This window comes from Elusimicrobiota bacterium (assembly GCA_026388155.1).
Lineage (GTDB): Bacteria > Elusimicrobiota > Elusimicrobia > Elusimicrobiales > UBA9959 > UBA9634.
The window spans coordinates 76,801-97,194 of record JAPLKI010000016.1; the positions used below are offsets into that span (position 1 = coordinate 76,801).

The 20,394-nt window shown below is 54.6% G+C and carries 14 protein-coding genes; 9 read left to right on the forward strand and 5 right to left on the reverse strand.

Going from position 1 to position 20,394, the window contains the following annotated elements:
- Positions 1-5 precede the first annotated feature (5 nt).
- From NTX59_06570 to NTX59_06605, 8 genes are all read left to right on the forward strand, one after another.
- On the forward strand, positions 6-365 hold the full coding sequence (locus NTX59_06570) for a four helix bundle protein (protein ID MCX5785335.1): 360 nt from the start codon (positions 6-8) through the stop codon (positions 363-365).
- Positions 366-416: 51 nt separating this feature from the next.
- Positions 417-884, forward strand: coding sequence for a (2Fe-2S)-binding protein (locus NTX59_06575; protein MCX5785336.1), 468 nt, complete (start codon positions 417-419; stop codon positions 882-884).
- Between the two features lie 37 nt (positions 885-921).
- Positions 922-1,272 carry a hypothetical protein gene (locus NTX59_06580; GenBank protein ID MCX5785337.1) on the forward strand — a complete coding sequence of 117 codons (351 nt, stop codon included), beginning with the start codon at positions 922-924 and terminating at the stop codon, positions 1,270-1,272.
- Positions 1,273-1,767: 495 nt separating this feature from the next.
- Positions 1,768-4,176, forward strand: a complete 2,409-nt coding sequence (locus NTX59_06585) for a xanthine dehydrogenase family protein molybdopterin-binding subunit (GenBank protein MCX5785338.1) — start codon at positions 1,768-1,770, stop codon at positions 4,174-4,176.
- A gap of 91 nt (positions 4,177-4,267) precedes the next feature.
- Complete coding sequence (locus NTX59_06590) at positions 4,268-5,026, forward strand: hypothetical protein (protein ID MCX5785339.1); 759 nt, start codon at positions 4,268-4,270, stop codon at positions 5,024-5,026.
- Positions 5,027-5,135: 109 nt separating this feature from the next.
- Entirely contained in the window at positions 5,136-5,963 is an 828-nt protein-coding gene (locus NTX59_06595) for a DUF2877 domain-containing protein (GenBank protein ID MCX5785340.1), read from the forward strand.
- A 121-nt stretch (positions 5,964-6,084) separates the two neighbouring features.
- The gene (fdrA, locus tag NTX59_06600) at positions 6,085-7,641 is read left to right on the forward strand and encodes an acyl-CoA synthetase FdrA (protein MCX5785341.1); all 1,557 of its coding nucleotides are present in this window, start codon (positions 6,085-6,087) and stop codon (positions 7,639-7,641) included.
- Positions 7,642-7,672: 31 nt separating this feature from the next.
- Positions 7,673-9,073, forward strand: coding sequence for a DUF1116 domain-containing protein (locus tag NTX59_06605; GenBank protein ID MCX5785342.1), 1,401 nt, complete (start codon positions 7,673-7,675; stop codon positions 9,071-9,073).
- A 124-nt stretch (positions 9,074-9,197) separates the two neighbouring features.
- Here NTX59_06605 and NTX59_06610 read toward each other — a convergent pair whose 3' ends face one another.
- The 5 genes from NTX59_06610 to NTX59_06630 all read right to left on the reverse strand — a co-directional run bounded on the left by NTX59_06610 (position 9,198) and on the right by NTX59_06630 (position 19,368).
- Positions 9,198-13,421 (reverse strand): fibrinogen-like YCDxxxxGGGW domain-containing protein, encoded by a 4,224-nt coding sequence (locus tag NTX59_06610; protein ID MCX5785343.1) that lies wholly within the window; start codon positions 13,419-13,421, stop codon positions 9,198-9,200.
- Positions 13,418-14,917: a HAMP domain-containing sensor histidine kinase gene (locus NTX59_06615; protein MCX5785344.1), complete on the reverse strand. Its 1,500-nt coding sequence runs from the start codon at positions 14,915-14,917 to the stop codon at positions 13,418-13,420. The genes NTX59_06610 and NTX59_06615 overlap by 4 nt, the downstream gene beginning before the upstream one ends.
- 2 nt (positions 14,918-14,919) lie before the next feature.
- Entirely contained in the window at positions 14,920-16,533 is a 1,614-nt protein-coding gene (locus tag NTX59_06620; GenBank protein MCX5785345.1) for a type IX secretion system membrane protein PorP/SprF, read from the reverse strand.
- 120 nt (positions 16,534-16,653) lie between these two features.
- Positions 16,654-18,951, reverse strand: coding sequence for a gliding motility-associated C-terminal domain-containing protein (locus tag NTX59_06625; protein MCX5785346.1), 2,298 nt, complete (start codon positions 18,949-18,951; stop codon positions 16,654-16,656).
- Positions 18,952-18,978: 27 nt separating this feature from the next.
- Positions 18,979-19,368, reverse strand: coding sequence for a response regulator (locus tag NTX59_06630; protein MCX5785347.1), 390 nt, complete (start codon positions 19,366-19,368; stop codon positions 18,979-18,981).
- A 196-nt stretch (positions 19,369-19,564) separates the two neighbouring features.
- Between NTX59_06630 and NTX59_06635 the strand changes: the two genes are divergently transcribed.
- The gene (locus NTX59_06635) at positions 19,565-20,284 is read left to right on the forward strand and encodes a response regulator transcription factor (protein ID MCX5785348.1); all 720 of its coding nucleotides are present in this window, start codon (positions 19,565-19,567) and stop codon (positions 20,282-20,284) included.
- Positions 20,285-20,394 lie beyond the last annotated feature (110 nt).

Genomic DNA, 20,394 nt, shown 5'->3' on the forward strand with positions numbered 1-20,394 from the left:
GAAAAATGTTCTGTTTTGAAAAACTTTTGGTGTGGCAGAAGGCTGTGGATTTCGCTAAAGAAATTTACGGCGTTACCTCCGCTTTCCCCAAGGACGAAATATTCGGGATAACTTCACAACTAAGAAGAGCATCAGTTTCAGTGTCTCTTAATATAGCTGAGGGCGCTGGCAGGACTTCAAAGAAGGAATTTAAACACTTTCTTTCTATTGCATACGGCTCTGTATGTGAAACAGCCACTTTGCTGAAAATTTGCCGTGAGTTGTCGTATATAAACGATGAGCAATATCGGGGGTTTTACAACAGTACGGAAGAGATAGGGAGAATGATTAGCGGATTGTCGGCATCAAAGAATTCTAAACCATGATTTACTCTACACTAGCTACTCTACACTCTACACTAATAGCAAGGAAACATTATGAAAAAACACAATATCCAATTCAAGTTAAATAACGAGAAAGTCTCAATAGACGTTGACCCCAACGATGTGCTGCTGGATGTGCTCCGCTATAAACTTGGCATAAAAAGCCCCAAGGTGGGCTGCGACCGTGGCGACTGCGGCACCTGCACCGTACTGATGAACGGCAAAACCATCCGCTCCTGCCTGGCTTTGGCAGTGGAAGCCGACGGTTCGGAGATGGTCACGCTTGAAGGCGCCAATAGCCGCAAGTGGACGCAGAAACTTCAGAAGAAGTTCCACGAAAAAAACGCCTTTCAGTGCGGCTTCTGCGCTCCCGGCGTTATACTTTCCGCCACCGAATTGCTTGAGAAAAATTCCAGACCTTCCGTGCACGACATAAAAGAGGCCATAGCCGGCAATCTTTGCCGCTGCACCGGCTACGAGCCGATAGTGGAAGCCATAGAAGAAGCGGCCAAGGGCAGGTGAGGGCGGGCAGATAGTGAAGAACAGGGGAAACGGGACCATGAAAAGAATATTTTTTATTTTAGCCGCCATTTCACTTTCGGGATGCTGGTTCATGAACCAGCCGAAAGCTGTGGTTATTGCCACTGATAATACCAGGGCGCAGTCGCTTATAACCGCCCTGCAGGCGCAGAACCCGGAGTTGAAGGCTTCGAAAGTGGCGGTCAGGCTGGTTAAAAAGAACGCTCCGTCCGAGGTGCTGAAAATCCTGGAATGGGCGGCGGCCAGGGGCATCAAGACTATCGGCATAGATGGCGATACCTATGAGCCGGGCGACCCGCTGGTGGGGCCGAAACTCAGGGCGCTCCGCGCCGACGGAGTCTATGTAGCCGGTATGGAATTCGCGGATTAAAAAGGTGTCAGGCACCTGAGAAAGTCACAAATTACGGCACGCGCCGGATAGTGAAGAGGTTAATTACCGATGAAAATAATTAATATTGGGCGCCGCGCGAGAATTGATGAAGATACTGCGGGGCCGGGCCGTTTGATCAGTCCCCGCGTAGTTCCTGTTGCGGTTCCGGACCGTTTCCAGACAACGGCGTTTGTCTCGCTGGGCAAAGGCTACATACCCGATAAGGTTTATTCCAGATCAAACGATGACACGCAAACCCATGCCCCGGAGCTGAATATCGTAAAGAGATCCGGCCCGAATAGGCGTCGGGCTTAGTTTTTACGTCCGGAAACGGTAAAGGACAGTTAAGTTACAAAGAGAAAAGGTGCCTGGCACCTTTAATATAGTGTTTTAAAGTCGCCGGCAGGACCCAAACTTGCAGGTCTGTGAAAAATTAAGCAATTTTTATCTGTGACTTGAGACCTGTAACCTGAGACTACCCTTGACGAGGTAAATATGGACATCAATAAACTTATCACCAAAACTAAAAAACCTATTAAATCCACAAAGGTTGAAGAAAATTTGGAAGTCGTCGGCCAAAGCGTGCTGCGCGTGGACGGGTGGGAGAAGGTCAAAGGCGCGGCCAAGTATACCGACGATCTGGAATTCGGGCCCGGGCTGCTTTACGCGGCTGTTGTGGAAAGCCCGTTCGCACACGCCAGAATAAAATCCATAAACACAGCCAAGGCCGAAAAACTCCATGGTGTGGTAAAAGTAGTGACCGGTGAGAATTTTAAACATAAGTTCGGCCTTTATATGACAGACCGCTATGTGTTCGCCACTGACACCGTGCGCTTTGTCGGCGAGCAGGTGGCTGCCGTGGTCGCCACGGACGCTAAAATCGCCCTCAGAGGCGCGGCGCTGGTGGAAGTGAAATACGAAGAACTCACGCCCGTGCTTGACCCGGTAAAAGCCCTTGAGAAAAATTCACCCCTTGTGCACCCCGACCTTGAAAATTACCGTCATGTGCCGTGGTTTTTCCCAAAACCGAAAACCAACATAGCCCACTGGCGCAAAACCCGCAAAGGTGACCTGGCCAAAGGCTTCAAAGAAGCTGATCTGGTAATGGAAGATACGTATTATGTCCCCAGATACGCGCATTGCGCCATAGAGCCGCACTGCGTCATCGGCCTCTACGACGAATCCGGCCGCCTCACCATGTGGACCTCCTCACAGTCCCCCTTCACGCAGAGAAACGTTTTTGTGCAGGCGCTTGAACCTTTGGGCATAAGCCACAAGGATGTGCGCGTGATAAGCACCTATATCGGCGGCGGCTTCGGCGGCAAGGCCGGGGTCAGTATGGAAATAATGGGCGCGGCTCTCGCCATGTCCGTGCAGGGCAGGCCCGTAAAAGTGCTTTGGAACCGGGCGCAGGAATTTTACAACACCTACCAGCGCCAGGGTGTAACCGCAAAAATCAAGATCGGAGTGAAAAAAGACGGCCGTATTACCGCTTTGGATTACGAGATGTATTGGGACGCCGGCGCTTATGTCGAATATGGCGCAAATGTGGTGAACGCGGCGGGACTTTCCGCCTCCGGCCCCTACAAGGTGGATAACTTAAAAATTGATTCCATGTGCATTTATACCAATCTTCCCCCCGGCGGGCCTTACCGCGGTTTCGGTTATTCCGAGTTCCTGTTCGGGTTGGAATCGCATATCACCCGTGTGGCCAATAAAATAGGCATGGACCCGGTGGCTTTCCGCAAGAAGAACGCCATAAAGGAAGGCGACACTCTGCCCTATGGCGCGCACATGAACCCCAACGGCATTAAAGAAGCCATAGAAAAAGTGGAAAAAGAAATTAAGTGGGGCGTTAAGGAGAAGTCAAAGGACCCCAAAAAAGCGATAGGCAAGGCGCTGGTCTGCTTCTGGAAATCCCCCGCCATGCCGCCAAATGCCGCTTCAAGCGCTTTCCTGAAGTTCAACGAGGATGGCAGCATCAATATCCTCGTTTCCGGCATGGAACTGGGCCAGGGCCTGCTGACCGTAATGGCGCAGATCGCATCCGAAGTTTTGAGCGTGCCGGTAACAAAGATACGCGTGGAAACCCCGGACACTGACCGCAACCCATATGAGTGGCAGACAGTGGGCTCACACGTAACCTGGGGCTGCGGTAATGCCGTAAAGCGGGCCGCGCTGGACGCCAGGGAAAAGATATTCGACCTGGTGCAGCGCGTGCGCTGTCTGGACAAGTCCACGCTTTACCTGAAAAATGAAATGGTGCGCTGCCGCACCAAACCGGACTTTGAGCTGCGCCTGCGGGACTTTGTGATCGACGGCATACAGGCCGAAGACCACACTTTCAAGGGCGGCCCCATTATGGGCACAGGCATGTTCATGCCGGAATTCTCCTCCGCCATAGGCGACCCGGAAACCGGCCAGGGCGGACATCCCAATGTGCATTACACAACAGGCTCGGCCGGCATAATACTTGAAGTGGATAAGGAAACCGGCAAAATGAAAATAAAAAAGGCGGTGCTTGCCGTGGACTGCGGCAAAGCCATAAACCCGGACTTGGTAAAAGGCCAGATAGTGGGCGGATTGCTGCAGGGCTTTGCCACCGTGCTCTATGAGGATATGCGCTTTAACGAAAAGGGCCGCCTTTTAAACCCCAACTTTTCGGATTATAAAATTCCCACCGCCATGGATATGCCCGAAGAAGTTGTGCCGATAATAATTGAGGTGGCTCAGCCCGACGGCCCCTACGGCGCGCGCGGAGTGGGCGAGCATACCATGATACCGGCGGCTCCGCTGATAGCCAACGCGGTGGAGGATGCGCTCGGCGTGAGAATAAAGTCTATGCCGGTGACGAAAGAAAAAGTGGCGCTTGAAGTCAAGAGGTCGAAGGGTCTGAGAGTCTAAGCGTCTGAGAGTCATGGAGTTGATTCTGAAAATCGGCGGCTCTAAGACCCTTAGACTCTAAGACACTAAGACTGTTACCACAGGAGACATCATGCGGATAGCCTTATTCCAGTACGGCATCAAGTGGGAAGACAAGGAAGCAAATAAGAAAAAAATAGAAGAACTGATAGAGAAGTGCCCGCGCAAGAGCGAGATTGACTGGCTTATTTTCTCGGAGATGACATTATCCGGGTTTACCATGAACACGGCCCTCGCTGAGCTAAGCGACTCAGATAGGAATTTCTTCCGCGATCTGGCCCAAAAGAAAAACATTAACATCTCCTACGGCGGAGTGGAAAACGGCTTTAACAACCTGATAACGCTGAACAGGCACGGAGACCGGATAAACACTTATTCCAAGATACACCTCTACGCCTTCGGCGGCGAGGATAAATGCTATAAGCCGGGTTCAAAGCAGGAGCTTTTTGAGCTTGAAGGTTTCAAGGTAATGCCGGCGGTCTGTTTTGACCTGCGCTTCCCCTATTTATTCTGGAACATGGCGGAGAAGGCGGATATTTATATCGTGATAGCCGCCTGGCCCATGCGCCGGGCCGAACACTGGATGACGCTGCTCCGGGCGCGCGCCATTGAGAACCAGGCTTATTGCGCGGGAACAAATCGTATCGGCCTTGAAGGCATGGTGCAGTATTGCGGCAATTCCATGTGCTATGACCCGCTCGGAAAGACGGTTATAGACGCGGGTGCGGCGGAAGGTGTTTTTATATCCGAGGTCCCGCTGGACAAGGCGCTGGTGGCAAAGACCCGCGAGAGATTTCCGTTTATAGGGGAAAGAAAGAATTTCCCCTGGTAGCAGGAAATTCTTGCTGGTAAGCGGGCAGGCTAGTAGGCTTTTCTTAGGAACTCCTAAAAAGCATACCAGCATACAAGCCTACCGGCAAATTTAAAGCTGTATCCTAAATATGGATCTGATCTCATACGGCGACAGCATTCCTGAGGGCGACTACCGCCTGCATTCGGCGTTTGAGCACGCCATAAATTTCCGGAAGGGGCGCATTATAGTCTCTCTCGTTCCCCCCCGCGCCGGTTCAGGTCCTATGAATGTAGTGCTTAAACATATGCCCGCCGGAGCAAAGCGTTTCCGTGCTTCGCGTTTTTACTTTTACATAGACGAAAACCGTCTGAGAAAAGCGCCGGAAGCGCTTTACGATTCCGCTGTGCCTGTGCTGGAAGCGGAACCGGAAATCGTAAGCGCGAACCTGGCGGAGCTGGTTTACGTGCTTGCCGCGGCCGCGCCGGAAAAAAGCCTGTGTTTTATTTTTACGCCGAAGCGTGAAAAAGATTTTAAACGCGTTTTCGAAAAACATCTGCTCGCGCGCATGAAAAAAGCCGTGGCATTTTTCCGGGCCGGTAAATATGCCCGCGGCACTAAAACCATGCGGGGACTGGGGTTCGGCCTGACACCCTCCGGCGACGATTTTTTAAGCGGCCTGCTTGCCGGTTTCAATTATGCGCTGTGCAGCCTCCGTTTTAACATGAAGGCCCGCATAGAGGAAATTTACCGGCACGCCGAAGGAGATAATATTATTTCAAACGCTTTCCTGCGCGCTTCTTATGAGGGCAAGGTTAACGCTAAAATCCTCCGGCTTATGCGCGCTTTGTCCGGCGCCGATAAAGAGGAGCTTAAGGCCGCCGCCACTGAGGCGCTGGAAACCGGCCATACTTCCGGAGCCGATTTCTGCGCCGGGCTGATATTCGCGCTTCAAGACGCGCTAGGGAATAGCAAATAGCGAGTAGCGAATAAGGATTAAATGTGGGAATATCCGGTGTAATTGAAAAACATTGAACGTAGACCGTATTTTAAGAATTGTAAACTATGCGCTGTTCGCTTTCGAACAAAGGGGTCATATTATGATAAAGACCGTTATCAAGAGAGGCGCTTATTTTGACTCTGTTTCGCTTATGCAGGTGGCGAAAAAACTTAACTCCCTGCCCGGTGTACTTGATTCGGCCGTAGTAATGGCCACTAAAGAAAATAAGGGCATTATAAAAGCCTCCGGCCTGCTTACGCCGGAAGTGCTTAAGGCCGGCGACAGCGATCTGGCCATTGCGGTTAAAGCCAAAACCCCTGAGGCTGCGGCATCGGCTCTTAAGGCCGCCGAGGAATTGCTTAACAAAAAGCCCGCCGGGGCCGAAACCGGCGCCGACAGAAAAGCCGCGGGCCTTGATGAAGCCGTTAAAATGCTTGGCGGCGCCAACCTCGCCATAATTTCCGTGGCGGGCCGTTTTGCAGGGGCGCTGGCGGCTGACTGCCTTGAAAAAAATCTTAATGTGATGCTTTTTTCAGATAATGTTCCGCTTGAAACAGAGGTGGAATTAAAAAAGCTGGCCATCGGTAAAGGCCTGCTGGTAATGGGCCCCGACTGCGGCACCGCCATCATAAACGGGGCGCCGCTCGCTTTCGCTAATTCCGTGCGGCGCGGCAACATAGGCATAGTGGCGGCCTCCGGCACCGGTCTGCAGGAAGTGTCCACTCTTATCTCAAACGAAGGCGCGGGGGTTTCACAGGCCATAGGCACCGGCTCGCGCGATGTTAAACTTGAGGTGGGCGCGCTTACGCTGCTGCAGGGCCTGAAAATGCTGGCCGCGGACCCTGCCACCGGAGTGATACTCATAGTCTCAAAACCCCCCCACCCGGAAATACTTAAAAAAATAACCGCGGAGATCAAGAAAATCAAGAAACCGGTGGCGGCGATCTTTCTGGGTGGAGAGATCAAAGAAAAAATAAAAGATGATTTTTATCCGTCAAAGACCCTTGAAGAAGCGGCGTTAAAGGCGGTCTGCCTGAGCAAGGGCTGGCAAATGGCCAGGGCCAGGGAAATTATTTACGATGCCAACCTGAAAGCGGAAGAACTTGCCCGTAAGGAAGCGGCCCGTAAAAAATCCGCCCAGAAACACCTGCGCGGCCTGTTTTCCGGCGGCACTTTTGTAAGCGAGGCGCAGGTGATACTGCCTGAGATTATAGGCCCGCTTTGGTCCAATGCGCCGCTGGATAAGAAATGGAAACTGAAAGACTCCATGCGTCTCACGGGTAACGCGGTTGTGGATCTGGGCGAGGACGAATTCACCGTGGGCCGCCCCCACCCGATGATAGACTATTCCCTGCGCAACAAAATGATAGTTTCCGAGGCCGCTAAGCCGGAGGTGTCTGTTATCCTGCTTGACGTCGTGCTGGGCTATGGCTCGAACATGCAGCCTCTGGACGATATCCTGCCGCCTATACGCGAAGCCTTTCGGTCCAATAAAGGCCTTTCAATTGTGGCATCGGTAACCGGCACCGAGACGGATCCGCAGACACGCTCAAAAGTGGTAAAGGGCCTTGAGGCCGAAGGCGTGCTGATAATGCCGTCAAACGCCGCGGCGTGCAGATTGGCCGGCCGAATAGTTAAAATAAGCGCAAAAAAATAACACAGGACTTTTGATAAATTGGAGATAATTTATGAAAATCAACGGGCTTTTTGACAGCGAATTAAAGGTGATCAGCATCGGCCTGGAGTCTTTCCGGAAAGGGCTTTCGGACTCCGGCGTTAAAAGCGTGCAGGCTCAGTTTAAGCCGCCGCTGGTGGGCGACAGGAAGCTTTTTGAAAAAGTTGAAAAGCGTGTCTCCGTCGTGGCGAAGGCCAACCGGGAAGCGCTCGCAAAGATACTGGCGGCGAAGCCGGCGCTTGTGGGAATGGACATCGCCCTTAAGGTGATACCCGGCATGAAAAGGAACCTTATACTTCACGCCGGCCCCCCCATAACCTGGGAGCGGATGTGCGGGCCCATGCGCGGAGGCATAATGGCGGCGCTGATGTACGAGGGCCTGGCAAAAAATCCGAAAGAGGCTGAAAAGCTTGCGGCTTCGGGTGAAATAAAATACGCTCCCTGCCACGAACATTCCGCCGTAGGACCCATGGCCGGAATAATTTCCGCTTCCATGCCGGTTTTTATAGTCAAGAACACGGCCGCCGGAAATTACTCCTACGCCACGCTGAACGAAGGGCTGGGTAAGGTGCTGCGTTACGGCGCTTATTCACCTGAGGTCATCGAGCGCCTGAAATGGATGGAGACCGGGCTTTACCCTGCGCTTAAAGCCGCCATCGGACTGCTGGGCGGTATTGACCTTAAAGCCATTGTGGCACAGGCCCTTCATATGGGCGACGAGGTGCATAACCGCAACCGCGCGGCCACTTCGCTGTTCTACCGCGCCATAGCTCCGGCCGTTATAAAAACCTCCACACCTGCGGCGGCGGCAAAAGCCCTTGAATTTATAAACGGCAATGACCATTTTTTCCTGAACCTTTCCATGGCCTTAAGCAAGGCCTCGCTTGACGCCGGGTGCGGAGTAAAAAACTCAAGCCTGGTGGCGGTGATGGCCAGGAACGGGACGGATTTCGGCGTGCAGCTTTCAGGCGGCGGCGGGCGCTGGTTCACGGGCCCGGCGCCCGTGCCGGACGCGTTATATTTCCCCGGCTATACCAAGGCGGATGCGAATCCCGATATAGGCGATTCAGCCATTACCGAAACCAATGGCCTGGGCGGTTTTGCCATAGCGGCGGCGCCGGCTATAGTGCAGTTCGTGGGCGGCAAGGCCGCCGACGCCGTGAGTTACACTTTGGCCATGTATGAAATAACGGCGGGCGAAAGTAATATCTATAAAATTCCCTATCTGGACTTTCGCGGCACGCCCACCGGTATTGATGTTGTAAAAGTGGCGCGTTCAGGTATACTGCCTTTTATAGACACCGGCGTTGCACACAAGAAGGCGGGCGTGGGGCAGGTGGGCGCGGGCGTGCTGAGCGCCCCACCTGAACCGTTCGCCAGGGCTTTTGAATGGTTCGCAAAAAATATTCGCTGACGCCTGCTTTTGGCATAAGTATAGTATATCATCACCTCATAAATGGTGGCTGACCCCATTTCCTTTATTTCCTGCATTTCCCTAAATCCCGTCCCCTAAATCCGGCTTCGGCTCAACCGGAGAGTTATCTTATCCATGTCCAACCGTTTATAAACGGCCAGCTGCCGTTTGTGGCGCCGGGGTAGCAGCCGGTCCACCCGTTGTAGCCGTAAATTTCCGTACCACCCCAGGTGCTATACGACCAGCATCCAGAGCCGCTCGTCTCGTAGCCCACGCCACCGGTGGTGTAGGGAGCGGTTCCCCAGGGCTGCGTGTACACATCCCAGCCCGTTCCGTTGGGGGCGGTGCCGAAGTCAGCGTGCCAGGCCGTGGTTCGATAGTCAAAATAGTCCGGGGCGGAGCCGCCGTTGCCTTGGCAGTTCAACCTGACTATACCCTCGCTGCCCGGGGCTGTACGGATGCTATTAATGACCGCATCGCTCAACTTCCCTTTCCCGTTGACCGAGGTCAGATTGCCGGGGGTCACCGCCGCGGCCACATTATGCGCCTGATTATCGGCGATGCCGGCGATCAGGGTCCAGCCACCGCCGTCGGTTGTCATATCACAATATATCTGGAAGGCATCTGAATTGCTGCCGCCATTTGGATCAATCCAGTATATTCCATCTCCGGTAGAGGCGCCAGCATTTTTAATAGCTTTACATGACGGATAAACCGGCATATAGGTTCCCGTTAGGCGCTGTCCCCGTGCATAACATGTTTTATTGTATGCCAGATCAGACGCAACGGCAGTGGCGTCATTTGGATTGGTGTCGTCAGCATCTATCGCATCGGTTATCCCGTCCTTATCATAATCGCTGTCCAGTGGTTTCCAAACCGATCCATTGGACACATAAGGCCTTCCTTCGGTTGTATCAAAAATAAAAGTGCCCTTATTCGCAGTTGTTGCCGAGGGTCTTCCCGCAGTTGTAAAGTTTCCAACCCTTACGCCGCCATTTACATCCAGCGTGGCCTGGGGGCCCGTCGTCCCGATGCCGACGCTGCCGCTTATTATCGCGTTCCCGTCCGGGACCGCTGTCGTGGCATACGAACTGCCCACTGCCATACCACCAGACACGGAAAGCTTTGCCCCCGGCCCCGTAGTCCCGATACCGAAGTTGCCGAGATTATTTATAATAAAATATGCTGAAGCGGTTGAATTAGCCTTAAAACTAAGATAATTACCCGCAGTATTTGTAACTGTAAAACCGTCTATCGAACCGGATATACCTCCAAAAGCCAAAGTTCCTGCCGTTCCCCCGGAAGACCCGACACTTCCAAGATTCAAAGCGCTCCTGAATAAACCCGTTCCATTGACATCCACTAATGCCCCCGGCCCCGTAGTCCCGATGCCGACGCTGCCGTACGTTGGCTGCAATATTATGTTCGCTGCCGACTGCAGCATCGCCGTAGAGGATGAATCTAAACGGGTAAGCTTTAGCCACTCAGTGCTGCCGGAGGTGAACCTCAGGATTTTACCTTGACTGTCAGCCAAAGGACTTCCGATTTCAAGAACACCGCCTGGCGCCGTCGTCCCGATGCCGACGTTGCCGTTCTGCTGGAAAACCATAAGCGGACTTGCTCCGCCGGCAGCGGAAAGAATGCCAAGCTTGTCATCAGCCATCTGGTACTGGATAGCAAACTTATCCGTGCCGAGAGCGCCGATCCCTACGCCGCTTGCGTTTGCGTTTGCGGCAAAGAGAATATTGTCTCTCCCGTTCATCGCCCACCCGTCATTCCCCGCCTGAAATCTGCCGGTCAAACGTAATTGGGCGCGTCCATAATCAGCGGAACCATTAACCAGGTTTAATCCGGTCAGGGAATCATAGGCAGTCGAACCTTGTATATGCAGATCCGTCACCGGTCCCGTCGTCCCGATGCCGACGTTGCCCGCTGAAACAACCAACCCAGATGATATTGTAACCCCCGGCACGGAAGCATTCTGCGCGGTGAAAGCCGCCGTTGACGTGAAGGTGCTCGCGCCAGTGAAGATTTGCGCGGCAGTAACCTTAGCGTAACCTGCGCCGGCGTGGTCGCCCCAGCCATAAGCCGTGTTCCAGTTAGCGTAATCCTTCAGCGGGCCGGTGGAAAGAATAATCGCGTTTAAGCTCGCCTGTATCGTGCCCGTCGAAGCCACCAGCGCGGCGGTGGAGGTTATCAGCGGCGCACCCCATGAGTAGGCCGTGTTCCAGTTAGCGTAGTCCTTCAGCGGTCCGGTGGAAAGAATAACCGCGCTTAAACTGGACTGTATTGTTCCGGTCGACGCCACCAGCGCGGCGGTGGAGGTTATCAGAGGCGCACCCCATGAGTAGGCCGTATTCCAGTTGGCGTAATCCTTCAGCGGTCCGGTGGAAATAATAACCGCGCTTAAACTGGACTGTATTGTTCCGGTCGAAGCCACCAGCGCGGCGGTGGAGGTTATAAGAGGCGCACCCCATGAATAAGCCGTGTTCCAGTTACCGGCGTTAGCCAGCGGCGCAGTGGACGCGATTACAGCATTAAGGTCGTTTCTAAGCGTAGCAGTGGCGACGCCGACAGCGGAAGCATTCGCATATCCCGCCGCCGCATGATTGCCCCAGCCATAGGCTGTGTTCCAGTTTGTTGCATTAGCCAGCGGCGCAGTGGACGTTATTACAGTATTAAGGTCGGTCCTAAGCGTCGCGGTGGCGATACCGACAGCGGAGCTGTTTGCATACCCAGCCAGCGCATGATTACCCCAGCCGTAAGCCGTGTTCCAGTTGGCGACATTAGCCAGCGGCGCAGTGGACGCGATTACTGCGTTGAGGTCGGTCCTAAGCGCCGCGGTGGAGATCCCGACAGCCGAACCGTTTGCATATCCCGCCAGGGCATGATTGCCCCAGCCGTACGCGGTGTTCCAGTTGGCGGCATTAGCCAACGGCGCAGTAGACGCTGTCACCGCGTTCAGGTCGGTGCGCAATGTCCCTGTAGCCACGCTTATAGCGGCATCGCCGCTTGAGCGCGCGGTTGTCTCCGCTGACAGGTTCCCCGCTATCGTAGCGGTGGCGGCAGCGACATCGGCGCGTATTGCCTTAGCCGCAAGCTGGCTGTTCAGTGTGGCGGTATCCGCCGCTACCGTGTTAAACCTGGAACTTAATGAACTGTCCGCATTGACGCGGCTGGTTATTTCCGCCGCAAGGTTTCCGGCTATAGTGGTGGTATCGGCTGCCACGGCGCTGAACTGCTGGGAATTTATGTTCGTCAGCGCCGAGCCGTTCAACGCCGGTAAATTACCGCTTCCGTCCAGCTTCACCAGCTTGTCCGGCGCATTAAAGCTGTTGCCCTGCAATGTCACGCTTGAATTCAGAGCGCTGAATACCGTGCCCGCAAGGTGCAGTGCGGCCTCGTCGGCGGTATAGGGCGTGCCGCTGGTGCCGTCGCCGCATGCCCAGGCGGAACCGTTCCACTTCGGAACCTGATTGTTAGTACAGCCGCTCTGGTTGAGCTTTGCCAATGTTATGACGGCGTTGGATATATGGGCCGGAGTGTTTATCGCCCCCGCGGCTATCGACGAGACAACGACACTGCCGCCCAAAACGCCTGTTGCGGACAATTTTGATATTGCTATCGCCGCCGCGGGGCTTATGTCCGCATCGGTAATAGCGCCTGCCGCGATGGAGCCGGGCCGCACGCCGTTGGCCGCCACAGAGGACGCCAGCACATTATAAAGTCCGCCCCCGTCGCCGTAATATTTTGCCGCGGATGAAAAACCGACTATATAAACATTGGTGGATATCCTGACGCCCGCTCCTAAGGCGGGCAGGGTTTCGGAAGACACTATAACGTTCCCGGACAGGCGCAATTGCGCCATGGTAAGCGCTCCCGTGAAGGTTTTATCTCCGGCGATAGTCTGAGCGGAGGCGTCGGTGGAAACAAAGGCGTCATACGCGCGCCCGGAAAGGCTGTAGGCGTTGAATGCATAAGGCGCCGTTATAAGCCTTTGCCTGGGGCTGAGCGCTGTGCCGTCCACGGTGATCTGAAGCCAGGCGTCCGTGTTTTTAAAGACGGACGGAGGGATGGCGGCGACGGCCCCAAGCTGCACGGCCAGCACCCCGTTAGCCACGGTAATGCCGGTCTGGCTCTCGGTCCAAAGCTGGGTTCCGCCCGATAGAGCGTCGTATACGCCGAAAGTAAAGTCATGCGGCCCGCTAAGAGGATTATTGCCTGAGTCGGTAAGGCGCCCCTGGAAATTCATCAGCCCCGGCGGGGTTTGCGCGGAAGCCTGCGGTATCAGCGCCAGGAACAGCGCCGCCATACAAATATAAAAAACGGGGATATTGGCCTTTTTCATAACAACTCCTTACCCTTAAATTCTTGTGCTTTTCTTCTCTTTGGAAGTCTGACCAGGAACAGCGTATATTTGTCAATCTTGCTGTCTACAAATATCCGTCCGCCCAATGCGGTAACGGCCTTCTGAACTATATTCAACCCCAGCCCGGCGCCGGGAATCCTCCCGCCTCTTTCCCTGTCCTGTCCGGCGCGGTAAAACTTGGTAAAGAGATGCGGTATATCCGCTGACGCGATCCCGGGCCCGGTATTGCGCACGTGAAACACCGCCTCGTCGACAGTTTCCGTAAGGTATACGTTCACCTCACCGCCGCTCGGCGTATATTTTATCGCGTTTAGCAGGAGGTTGCTTACTATCTGCTTTATCAGTTCTTCCGGCGCCGTTATTGTAACCGCTTTAGTGAGCTGGTACAACGGCCGGATTTTTACGCCGTTGGTCCGGGCAATAGGCATAAAAATAGTCATTGTTTCCCTGAAGATCTTATCAAGCGGCACGTCTTTCACTTCGCTGCCGGAATACAGCCCCGCGTCTCCCCTGAACAGCTTAAGCGCGTTTGAAAGCAAATTCTCCATGCGCAGCACAGCCGCCGTCATAGTTTCCAGAACTTCACCGGAGCTTTTCGTGTCGCGCGCTATCTTTTCGTCCTGCCAGAGTTCCAGATATCCTTTCAGTCCGCTGAGTGGCGCGCTTATCTCATGCGTAAGTGTATGGAGTATATTATCGCGGGACTCCAGCAGTTCATGAAGACGCCCGGCCATTGAATTAAAGCTGCGGGTCAGCGTTCCCAGTTCATCATTCGTGCGCACCGGCACGGAAACATCCATGCGGCCGGCGGCCAGCAGGCCGGTCGCCTGCGCCAGCACCTCGATGGGGCCTGTAAACAGGCGGGCAACCCACGCATTCACTATCAGGCCCAGCAGCAGGAAGGCCCCGGCTATTCCCGCTGTCCAGTTTATAAGCGGAGCCAGGGCGCTGTTAACCTCGTCGTCAATGATCCTGCGGATAAAGCCGAAACGCACAAGGCCCCTGTCCGTCGCGGGCTCTTCGATCTTTACTGTGGAGCTGCCGGAAACCTGCAGGGAGATCCCGCCGGTAGAAACCTGCAGGCTGCTTTGCGGAGCGCCCGAGGCTGAAGGATAAAGCGAAACAGTGTAGCGCACAGGACCGGCCGAAGACAGAACATTGCGCTCAAGGTAAAACAGTTCCCTGCTTTCCTCTCCTATCTTAAAATTATGTCCGCCGTAGGAAATTGAGGCGAACGCGAGCTCCGGGTGCGCTTTCTGAAGGAACATAAGATAGCTGACAGCCATAAGCCTGTCGTGGCTGTCAAACGATTCTTTGGCTATGTGCGTAGTTCCCTCCATCAGCGCCTCAAGGCGCTGTATGGCCTGGCTGTGCATCATTTTGCGCTGGGTATGTATGACCATCGCCGCGATGGAAACTACGACCGACATGATCAGCGCCGAGGTTATCAACTGCTGTTTGTGCCTTATTTTCATAATTACCTGCCCTTCTCGTCCTTCAGGCGGCGCAAAGCGCTGAGCGCATCGGAGTTGTCCGGCTCCGCTTCCAGCACTTGCTCAAAGATTTCGCGCGCTTTGTCAATTTCCTTGTTCGCGTAATAGTTCACGCCGAGATCAAGCATCTTCTCTATTTCTTCCCGGGACAACACGGGCCTGGGGGCGGCGGCGGGTTCCGCGGGCTTTGGAGCCGCCGCGGAACGCGCCAGCCGTGAAATGGAGTTTATATACCCCTTTATCGCTTTCTTGAGAGCGAGGCTTTTTTCGTATTCGTAAGCTTTATTCCAGGCGTACAGCGAATTTTTATATTTTTCCATTCCCAGGTAAGCTATCCCCATGTTCTGCCAGGCCGCCGCAGCTTTCGGATCCAGGTCTATTATGGAAGACGACAGGCTTACGGCTTCCCGGTAACGGCCGTCCTTTATAGCCTCCTCCGACCTGGATAGTTTTTCGGCTATGGCACGCTCAATCGCGGAAAGTTCCGGGGTAACGAAGACTGTAACGGTAGTTGTCCGCACTTCCGCGGCCGGGGGTGTCTTAAGGTTGCGAAGGGCTTCCATAAGCATTTCCAGCGTTTCTTCCTGTTCGCCGGGCTTTCCGAAGTGGAAGGTTATGGCCATGCGATGGCTGCCTGAAGTCGACGCGATCGTGCCGAGCGGCAGGGAAAAACCGTAATCCAGCTGCACCCTGCGGTTGCGGTAGGAAAGCCCGAGGCTGAACTGCTTGTAATCCCTGGTGCCCATGCCCATGGCGCCGCGCACGCCGAGGTCTCCCACGAACGCTTTGGGGAACCAGCGCTCCGCGGCTACGGTGAATATATTGTCCGCTTTACCGTCCGGGGCTTTTTTGGTTTCCGCCTGGGCGACAAGATTTGAAATAAGACTTTTGTAGTTGAAACCCAGCTTTATGTCCGCCGGCACACGGTCGGAGTCGCCGGAACTTAAAGCCATGTCAGGCCGGGTCAGGTGGGCAACCTGCAGCCCCAGCTGGTAATGCGTCATGAACCGGTAAAGCAGCCCCAAATCCGCGTCAAAAGCTTTCCGGGTCAGGTTCCCGCTAAGCAGCGGGTCGGGTTGGCCGGTGCGGCTGATGCCGCTGGTCGCGTCGGCGCTTTCCGTAAAATAACCGAAAGAGCTATAGAGATATTTCAAGGTTGTCCCCATGAAAAGTTCGGCTCCGCCGGGACGCGTGCAGATCCGGCGGCCATAGGATAGATACAGCGTGTTTTCCCGGTAAAGGCTGCCGTTCAGCGTGAACGAATTAAGCGCGCCCGCGAGCGTTCCGCGTCTGCCGCCGGCTATCGGCTGCGCGTAGCCGAAGAACGAGGTGCCAAGGTTCGAATCGTCAGTAAGGCCCATATAATGCTGCGTATACGCCGCGGTGAATTGCGGCTGGGTGAGCGTGCCCAATCCCGCGGGATTATAGTGCGCTGCGTACACGTCGTCCGCTACGGACGCCATGGCGTTGCCCATGCCCGGCCCGCGGGCGCCTGCGCCAAGGTCGTCAAACGCGGCGAAGACAGGCTGAGGGCTGAAGATTGAAGGCTGAAGTAAAAAGACGGACAGGGCAAAAACAAACGGAAGAGCCGGAGACATAATCCCCGGTTTAGACCTCCCATTTCCCGCTTTTGCTCTTTTCATAATACCAGCTCTTATTTGTTTCCCGCCTCTGCCCATTGTTTCTAACCCTGTTCGCCATTCGCTATTTGCTATTCGCTATCTGATCACCACTATCGTGCCGTTAAATGTTTTCCCCTCCGTTTTTATCTGGTAAACATAGACGCCGCGCGGTACGACAGCGCCGCCGGACTTGCCGTCCCATGTCAGGGTATCGGCGATCTGCGTCCCCGGCCGCATATCGGCCACGAACGCGCCGCTCAGGTCGTAAATCTTCCCGCTGATGTCGGAGTCCTGCGGATTATCAAGCGTGAAAACCACGTAATCGTTCAATCCGTCGCCGTTGGGCGTAATGACCTTGTTCGAGATTTCCTTCACGCCAAAGCTGACGCCTGAGCTTCTGGCCAGGGTCCGTATCTGGTACCTGCCGGGGAAGGCGGAGTGCACGGTTACGGTCTGGACCGCGGGGTCAACGGTGCCGAAAACTTTTACGTATTCCCGGCCGTTGAACCAGTACGCTCCCAGTTCGGAGGAGGCATCGGCCGCTCTGACGGAGGGTGTTAACGCCGCAACCGCGGCCGCTGAAGCATTTTTGAAACTGCTCGGGACGACCTTGCCGTTCTCGGTTTGATAGTGCAATACTATATCCATTTTCATATTTTCAAGCGCGAGTTTATCAAGTCCCACTCCGGTAGGGGCCTGTATAAGCGAGAAATCCAACGACTTCACAACCTTTCCTCCTTCGTCCTGCGCTCTATCAAGCGCGGCAACGAACAGCGGGCTGCTGGTGGAATTCCCGCCGGGGGTCAGCAAAAACGCCATTTCGTAAGGTATTTTCAGCCGCGAAACCTTGTCCGGAGCCACGGCGTACAAGTTCCTGTCCGTATCCACTACCATTGAAGTGCCGGGTATTCCCACAGAATCCACGGCGGCCACTTTGTAGTAATAAACCGAATCGGGGTCGGGCACCGGCATGGTCACGCTCCGGGAAGAAACCGGCACGGAAGTTATAAGTGTCCAGCCGGTGTTTATAATTCCCGTAGCGCGGTATATTTCATAGCGGGCAAGCTCAAGCGGCTCCGCCGTGAACCTGAAGCTGGAGCCGTCATAGTTTGAACGCACGTCGTTCCAGGTAACGGTTATTTCGGTGCGGGAGGTGTTAAGCGAGGCCTGCAGCCCGGCGGGAGACATAGGCGGAAGATCAAGCAGGCACTCCGTGGACACGAAAACGGAATAGATGTGCGCGGTACTGCGGCTGGAGAAGCGGTAATAATAGGTACTGTCAAGCAGCAGCCCCGCGTGCATCTGACCGGTCCCGGCGGCGCTGGACAAAACCACGGAACCGTCCGCTATGACGTCTCCGGTTTGATAATCAATACCATCCTTAACGGTTTCGGTAATGGGCTGTGTGCTCACCTGTACCAATACGCCAAGCGGGTCCGGGGAAGCCGGGTTTGTCCAGCTGAACAGCACCCTGCGCGACAGCGCCTCCGGCAGAACGGCCAGATTTTCTATCGGAAGAGAAAAGAACCCCATAAGCGTCCGGGTAGCTATGATGGCGCCGAAATTTACGTCGCCCTGCCAGTTGAGGCTCGCCAGCCTGAAGTAATGCATGGTATCGGGGCGGAGTCCTGTTACGGTAAGCGTAAGCTGCAGGCCCTTATCGGTGGAAGATGAATAAACCACGCCGCCCGCGAACAGCGCGCCGAAATTTGTGGAAGAGGCATTCAGCCGGTAGCCTTCCGCGTCTCCCGGAGGTATGTTCCAGGTAAACGCGACGCTGGACACATACACTCCGCTAACCGCCGGCAATACCGGAAGAGCGGCCAGGCTGGATTCGTCGCTCGGAGCCGAATATTCCGCTACCACTTTCCGGGCGTCGGCCAGATAAATGCGGGTGTAATAGGTGGTGTTGGGCTCGAGCCCGTGTAAAACATAAACTTGCGGGTCTCCGGGAGTAACGGAGGTGGAGAACTCCGTCACGAATACCGCAGGGTCGAAAATATGTGAGGGCGCGGACGAAGTATCAATGCGGTAGAGCCCGCCGCTTGCCGCCCCAAGGAAGCCGTCAAGCCCGGGCGCGGTCCAGGCCAGTTCCAGCGTGCCGGTGGTTTTGGAAACGGCGGTTATGCTTATTATCGTGCCCGGCTGAGCCGCCATAGGCATTAAACCCGAACTGAACTTGAAGCCGGAACCGGCGGCTGTGGTTATAGCGGTTTCCGCCAGCGCGCAGTTCAGTGAGAATCCCGTTCCGGACGAGAGCGCCCCGCCGCCGGAGACGAGGTTGCGGCGTATTGAATTATCCCCGCCGGACATGGGAATGCCGGAGAAAGCTTCCTGCGCGGGCGCGCAGAATAGAGCGGCTATCAGTAAGAGAATTTTTTGTTTTCCGGACATGGCGCATTTCCACACTTACGCGGCGGTCTAATGTTGAGCGGGCTTGGCAAGTTGTTTAAGTATCGAACCTATCCGGGCCAGAAGCACGCGGGGGCTTATGGGCTTGAACATGTAATCTTCAGCCCCCACATCCAGGCCTTTCACCCGCGCCGCAACTTCGCGGGCTTCGCCGGTGAGCATCACCACCGGAATATGGCGGGTTTTAGGCTCGGTCTTAAGCGCCCGGCAAACCTCGATCCCTGTGATATCCGGCAGATTAACATCCAGCAGGATCAAATCCGGCTTCTTGGACAGAGCCATCGGCATGGCGCTCCGGCCGTCCAGGCTGGAAAAGAATTCGTATCCCGCCGAAACCAGCGCGGCTTCAAGAACTTTCTGCATTATCGGGTCATCTTCTACTGATAATATGCGGTACATGGCGGCCTCCCTGAAATAAAACCTATATATATTTAAATTAGAGGATGATGCAGCGGAGTGTCAGCGGTGTAACATGTGTGTAACATGTATCAGGTATGATACATGTGGTATAATCTAAAGATTGCTGAATGGCAGCCAGGAGTCAGAATTCTGAATTCTGGTTACTGAATCCTGTCTACTGGAGTAGTACCAGACTATGCCGTTTATAAAAAGTCTGAACTTTCTCGCGATATCCGACAATCCGGCTTTTATCGGGCTGCTGCAGGATTGCGCCAGGGAGGGAGGCTATATTCTGGACACGGTCAAAACCGGGGCTCAGGGGTTTAAAGCGATAATCGCGCATAGGCCGGATTTGCTATTGCTGGATACCGCCGTTCCGGATATAGGCGCCTTGTCCTGGCTTGGAATTCTCCGTGAAATGCGCGAGGGGAAGGATCTCCCGGTAATCGTCGCCGGAGAAAATCCGGGGCACGAGGAAATAGCCGGGTTCTTTGAATTGGGCGCCGACGACTGCGTGGTTTCCAGGCATTGTGATCCTCGTGAATTTTCCGCCAGGATACGCGCCACGCTGCGCCGACATAAGGCGCGCGCCGACCAGGACATAGCCGTTCTGGCTTTGGGGCCCGTAGAGCTGGACCCGGCATGTCACAGATGTTTCGTTAAAGGCAAAGAAGTGGTTCTCAGGCCCCGTGAATTTGAACTGCTGGAAATGCTGATGTGTAAAGCCGGCCGCGTGCTCAGCAGGCCGTATCTGCTTGAGTGCGTCTGGGGAATGGACAGCTCCGCCAGCACGCGCGCTGTGGACGTCACCATCAGCCGGCTGCGTAAAGCGCTGGGCGAAAAAGCGGCCGGCTGGATAGAATCCGTGGAAAAATTCGGTTACAGATTTTCCGACCCGGGCAAGATCACACGGTAAGAACACAAGTCACAAGTTTAAAGTCATAGGTTACAGGTCTCAGGTTTCTCCCTTCCGCAAATGTCCGCGGAGTCCGGAAAAGTATTGCTTTTTCCTGCTATAACTGTTAA

Excerpts from the sequence above, each read along its gene's own strand:
- NTX59_06570 (MCX5785335.1), top strand. The coding sequence starts at position 6 with ATGTTCTGTTTTGAAAAACTTTTGGTGTGGCAGAAGGCTGTGGATTTC.
- NTX59_06575 (MCX5785336.1), top strand. The coding sequence starts at position 417 with ATGAAAAAACACAATATCCAATTCAAGTTAAATAACGAGAAAGTCTCA.
- NTX59_06580 (MCX5785337.1), top strand. The coding sequence starts at position 922 with ATGAAAAGAATATTTTTTATTTTAGCCGCCATTTCACTTTCGGGATGC.
- NTX59_06585 (MCX5785338.1), top strand. The coding sequence starts at position 1,768 with ATGGACATCAATAAACTTATCACCAAAACTAAAAAACCTATTAAATCC.
- NTX59_06590 (MCX5785339.1), top strand. The coding sequence starts at position 4,268 with ATGCGGATAGCCTTATTCCAGTACGGCATCAAGTGGGAAGACAAGGAA.
- NTX59_06595 (MCX5785340.1), top strand. The coding sequence starts at position 5,136 with ATGGATCTGATCTCATACGGCGACAGCATTCCTGAGGGCGACTACCGC.
- fdrA (MCX5785341.1), top strand. The coding sequence starts at position 6,085 with ATGATAAAGACCGTTATCAAGAGAGGCGCTTATTTTGACTCTGTTTCG.
- NTX59_06605 (MCX5785342.1), top strand. The coding sequence starts at position 7,673 with ATGAAAATCAACGGGCTTTTTGACAGCGAATTAAAGGTGATCAGCATC.
- NTX59_06610 (MCX5785343.1), bottom strand. The coding sequence starts at position 13,421 with ATGAAAAAGGCCAATATCCCCGTTTTTTATATTTGTATGGCGGCGCTG.
- NTX59_06615 (MCX5785344.1), bottom strand. The coding sequence starts at position 14,917 with ATGAAAATAAGGCACAAACAGCAGTTGATAACCTCGGCGCTGATCATG.
- NTX59_06620 (MCX5785345.1), bottom strand. The coding sequence starts at position 16,533 with ATGTCTCCGGCTCTTCCGTTTGTTTTTGCCCTGTCCGTCTTTTTACTT.
- NTX59_06625 (MCX5785346.1), bottom strand. The coding sequence starts at position 18,951 with ATGTCCGGAAAACAAAAAATTCTCTTACTGATAGCCGCTCTATTCTGC.
- NTX59_06630 (MCX5785347.1), bottom strand. The coding sequence starts at position 19,368 with ATGTACCGCATATTATCAGTAGAAGATGACCCGATAATGCAGAAAGTT.
- NTX59_06635 (MCX5785348.1), top strand. The coding sequence starts at position 19,565 with ATGCCGTTTATAAAAAGTCTGAACTTTCTCGCGATATCCGACAATCCG.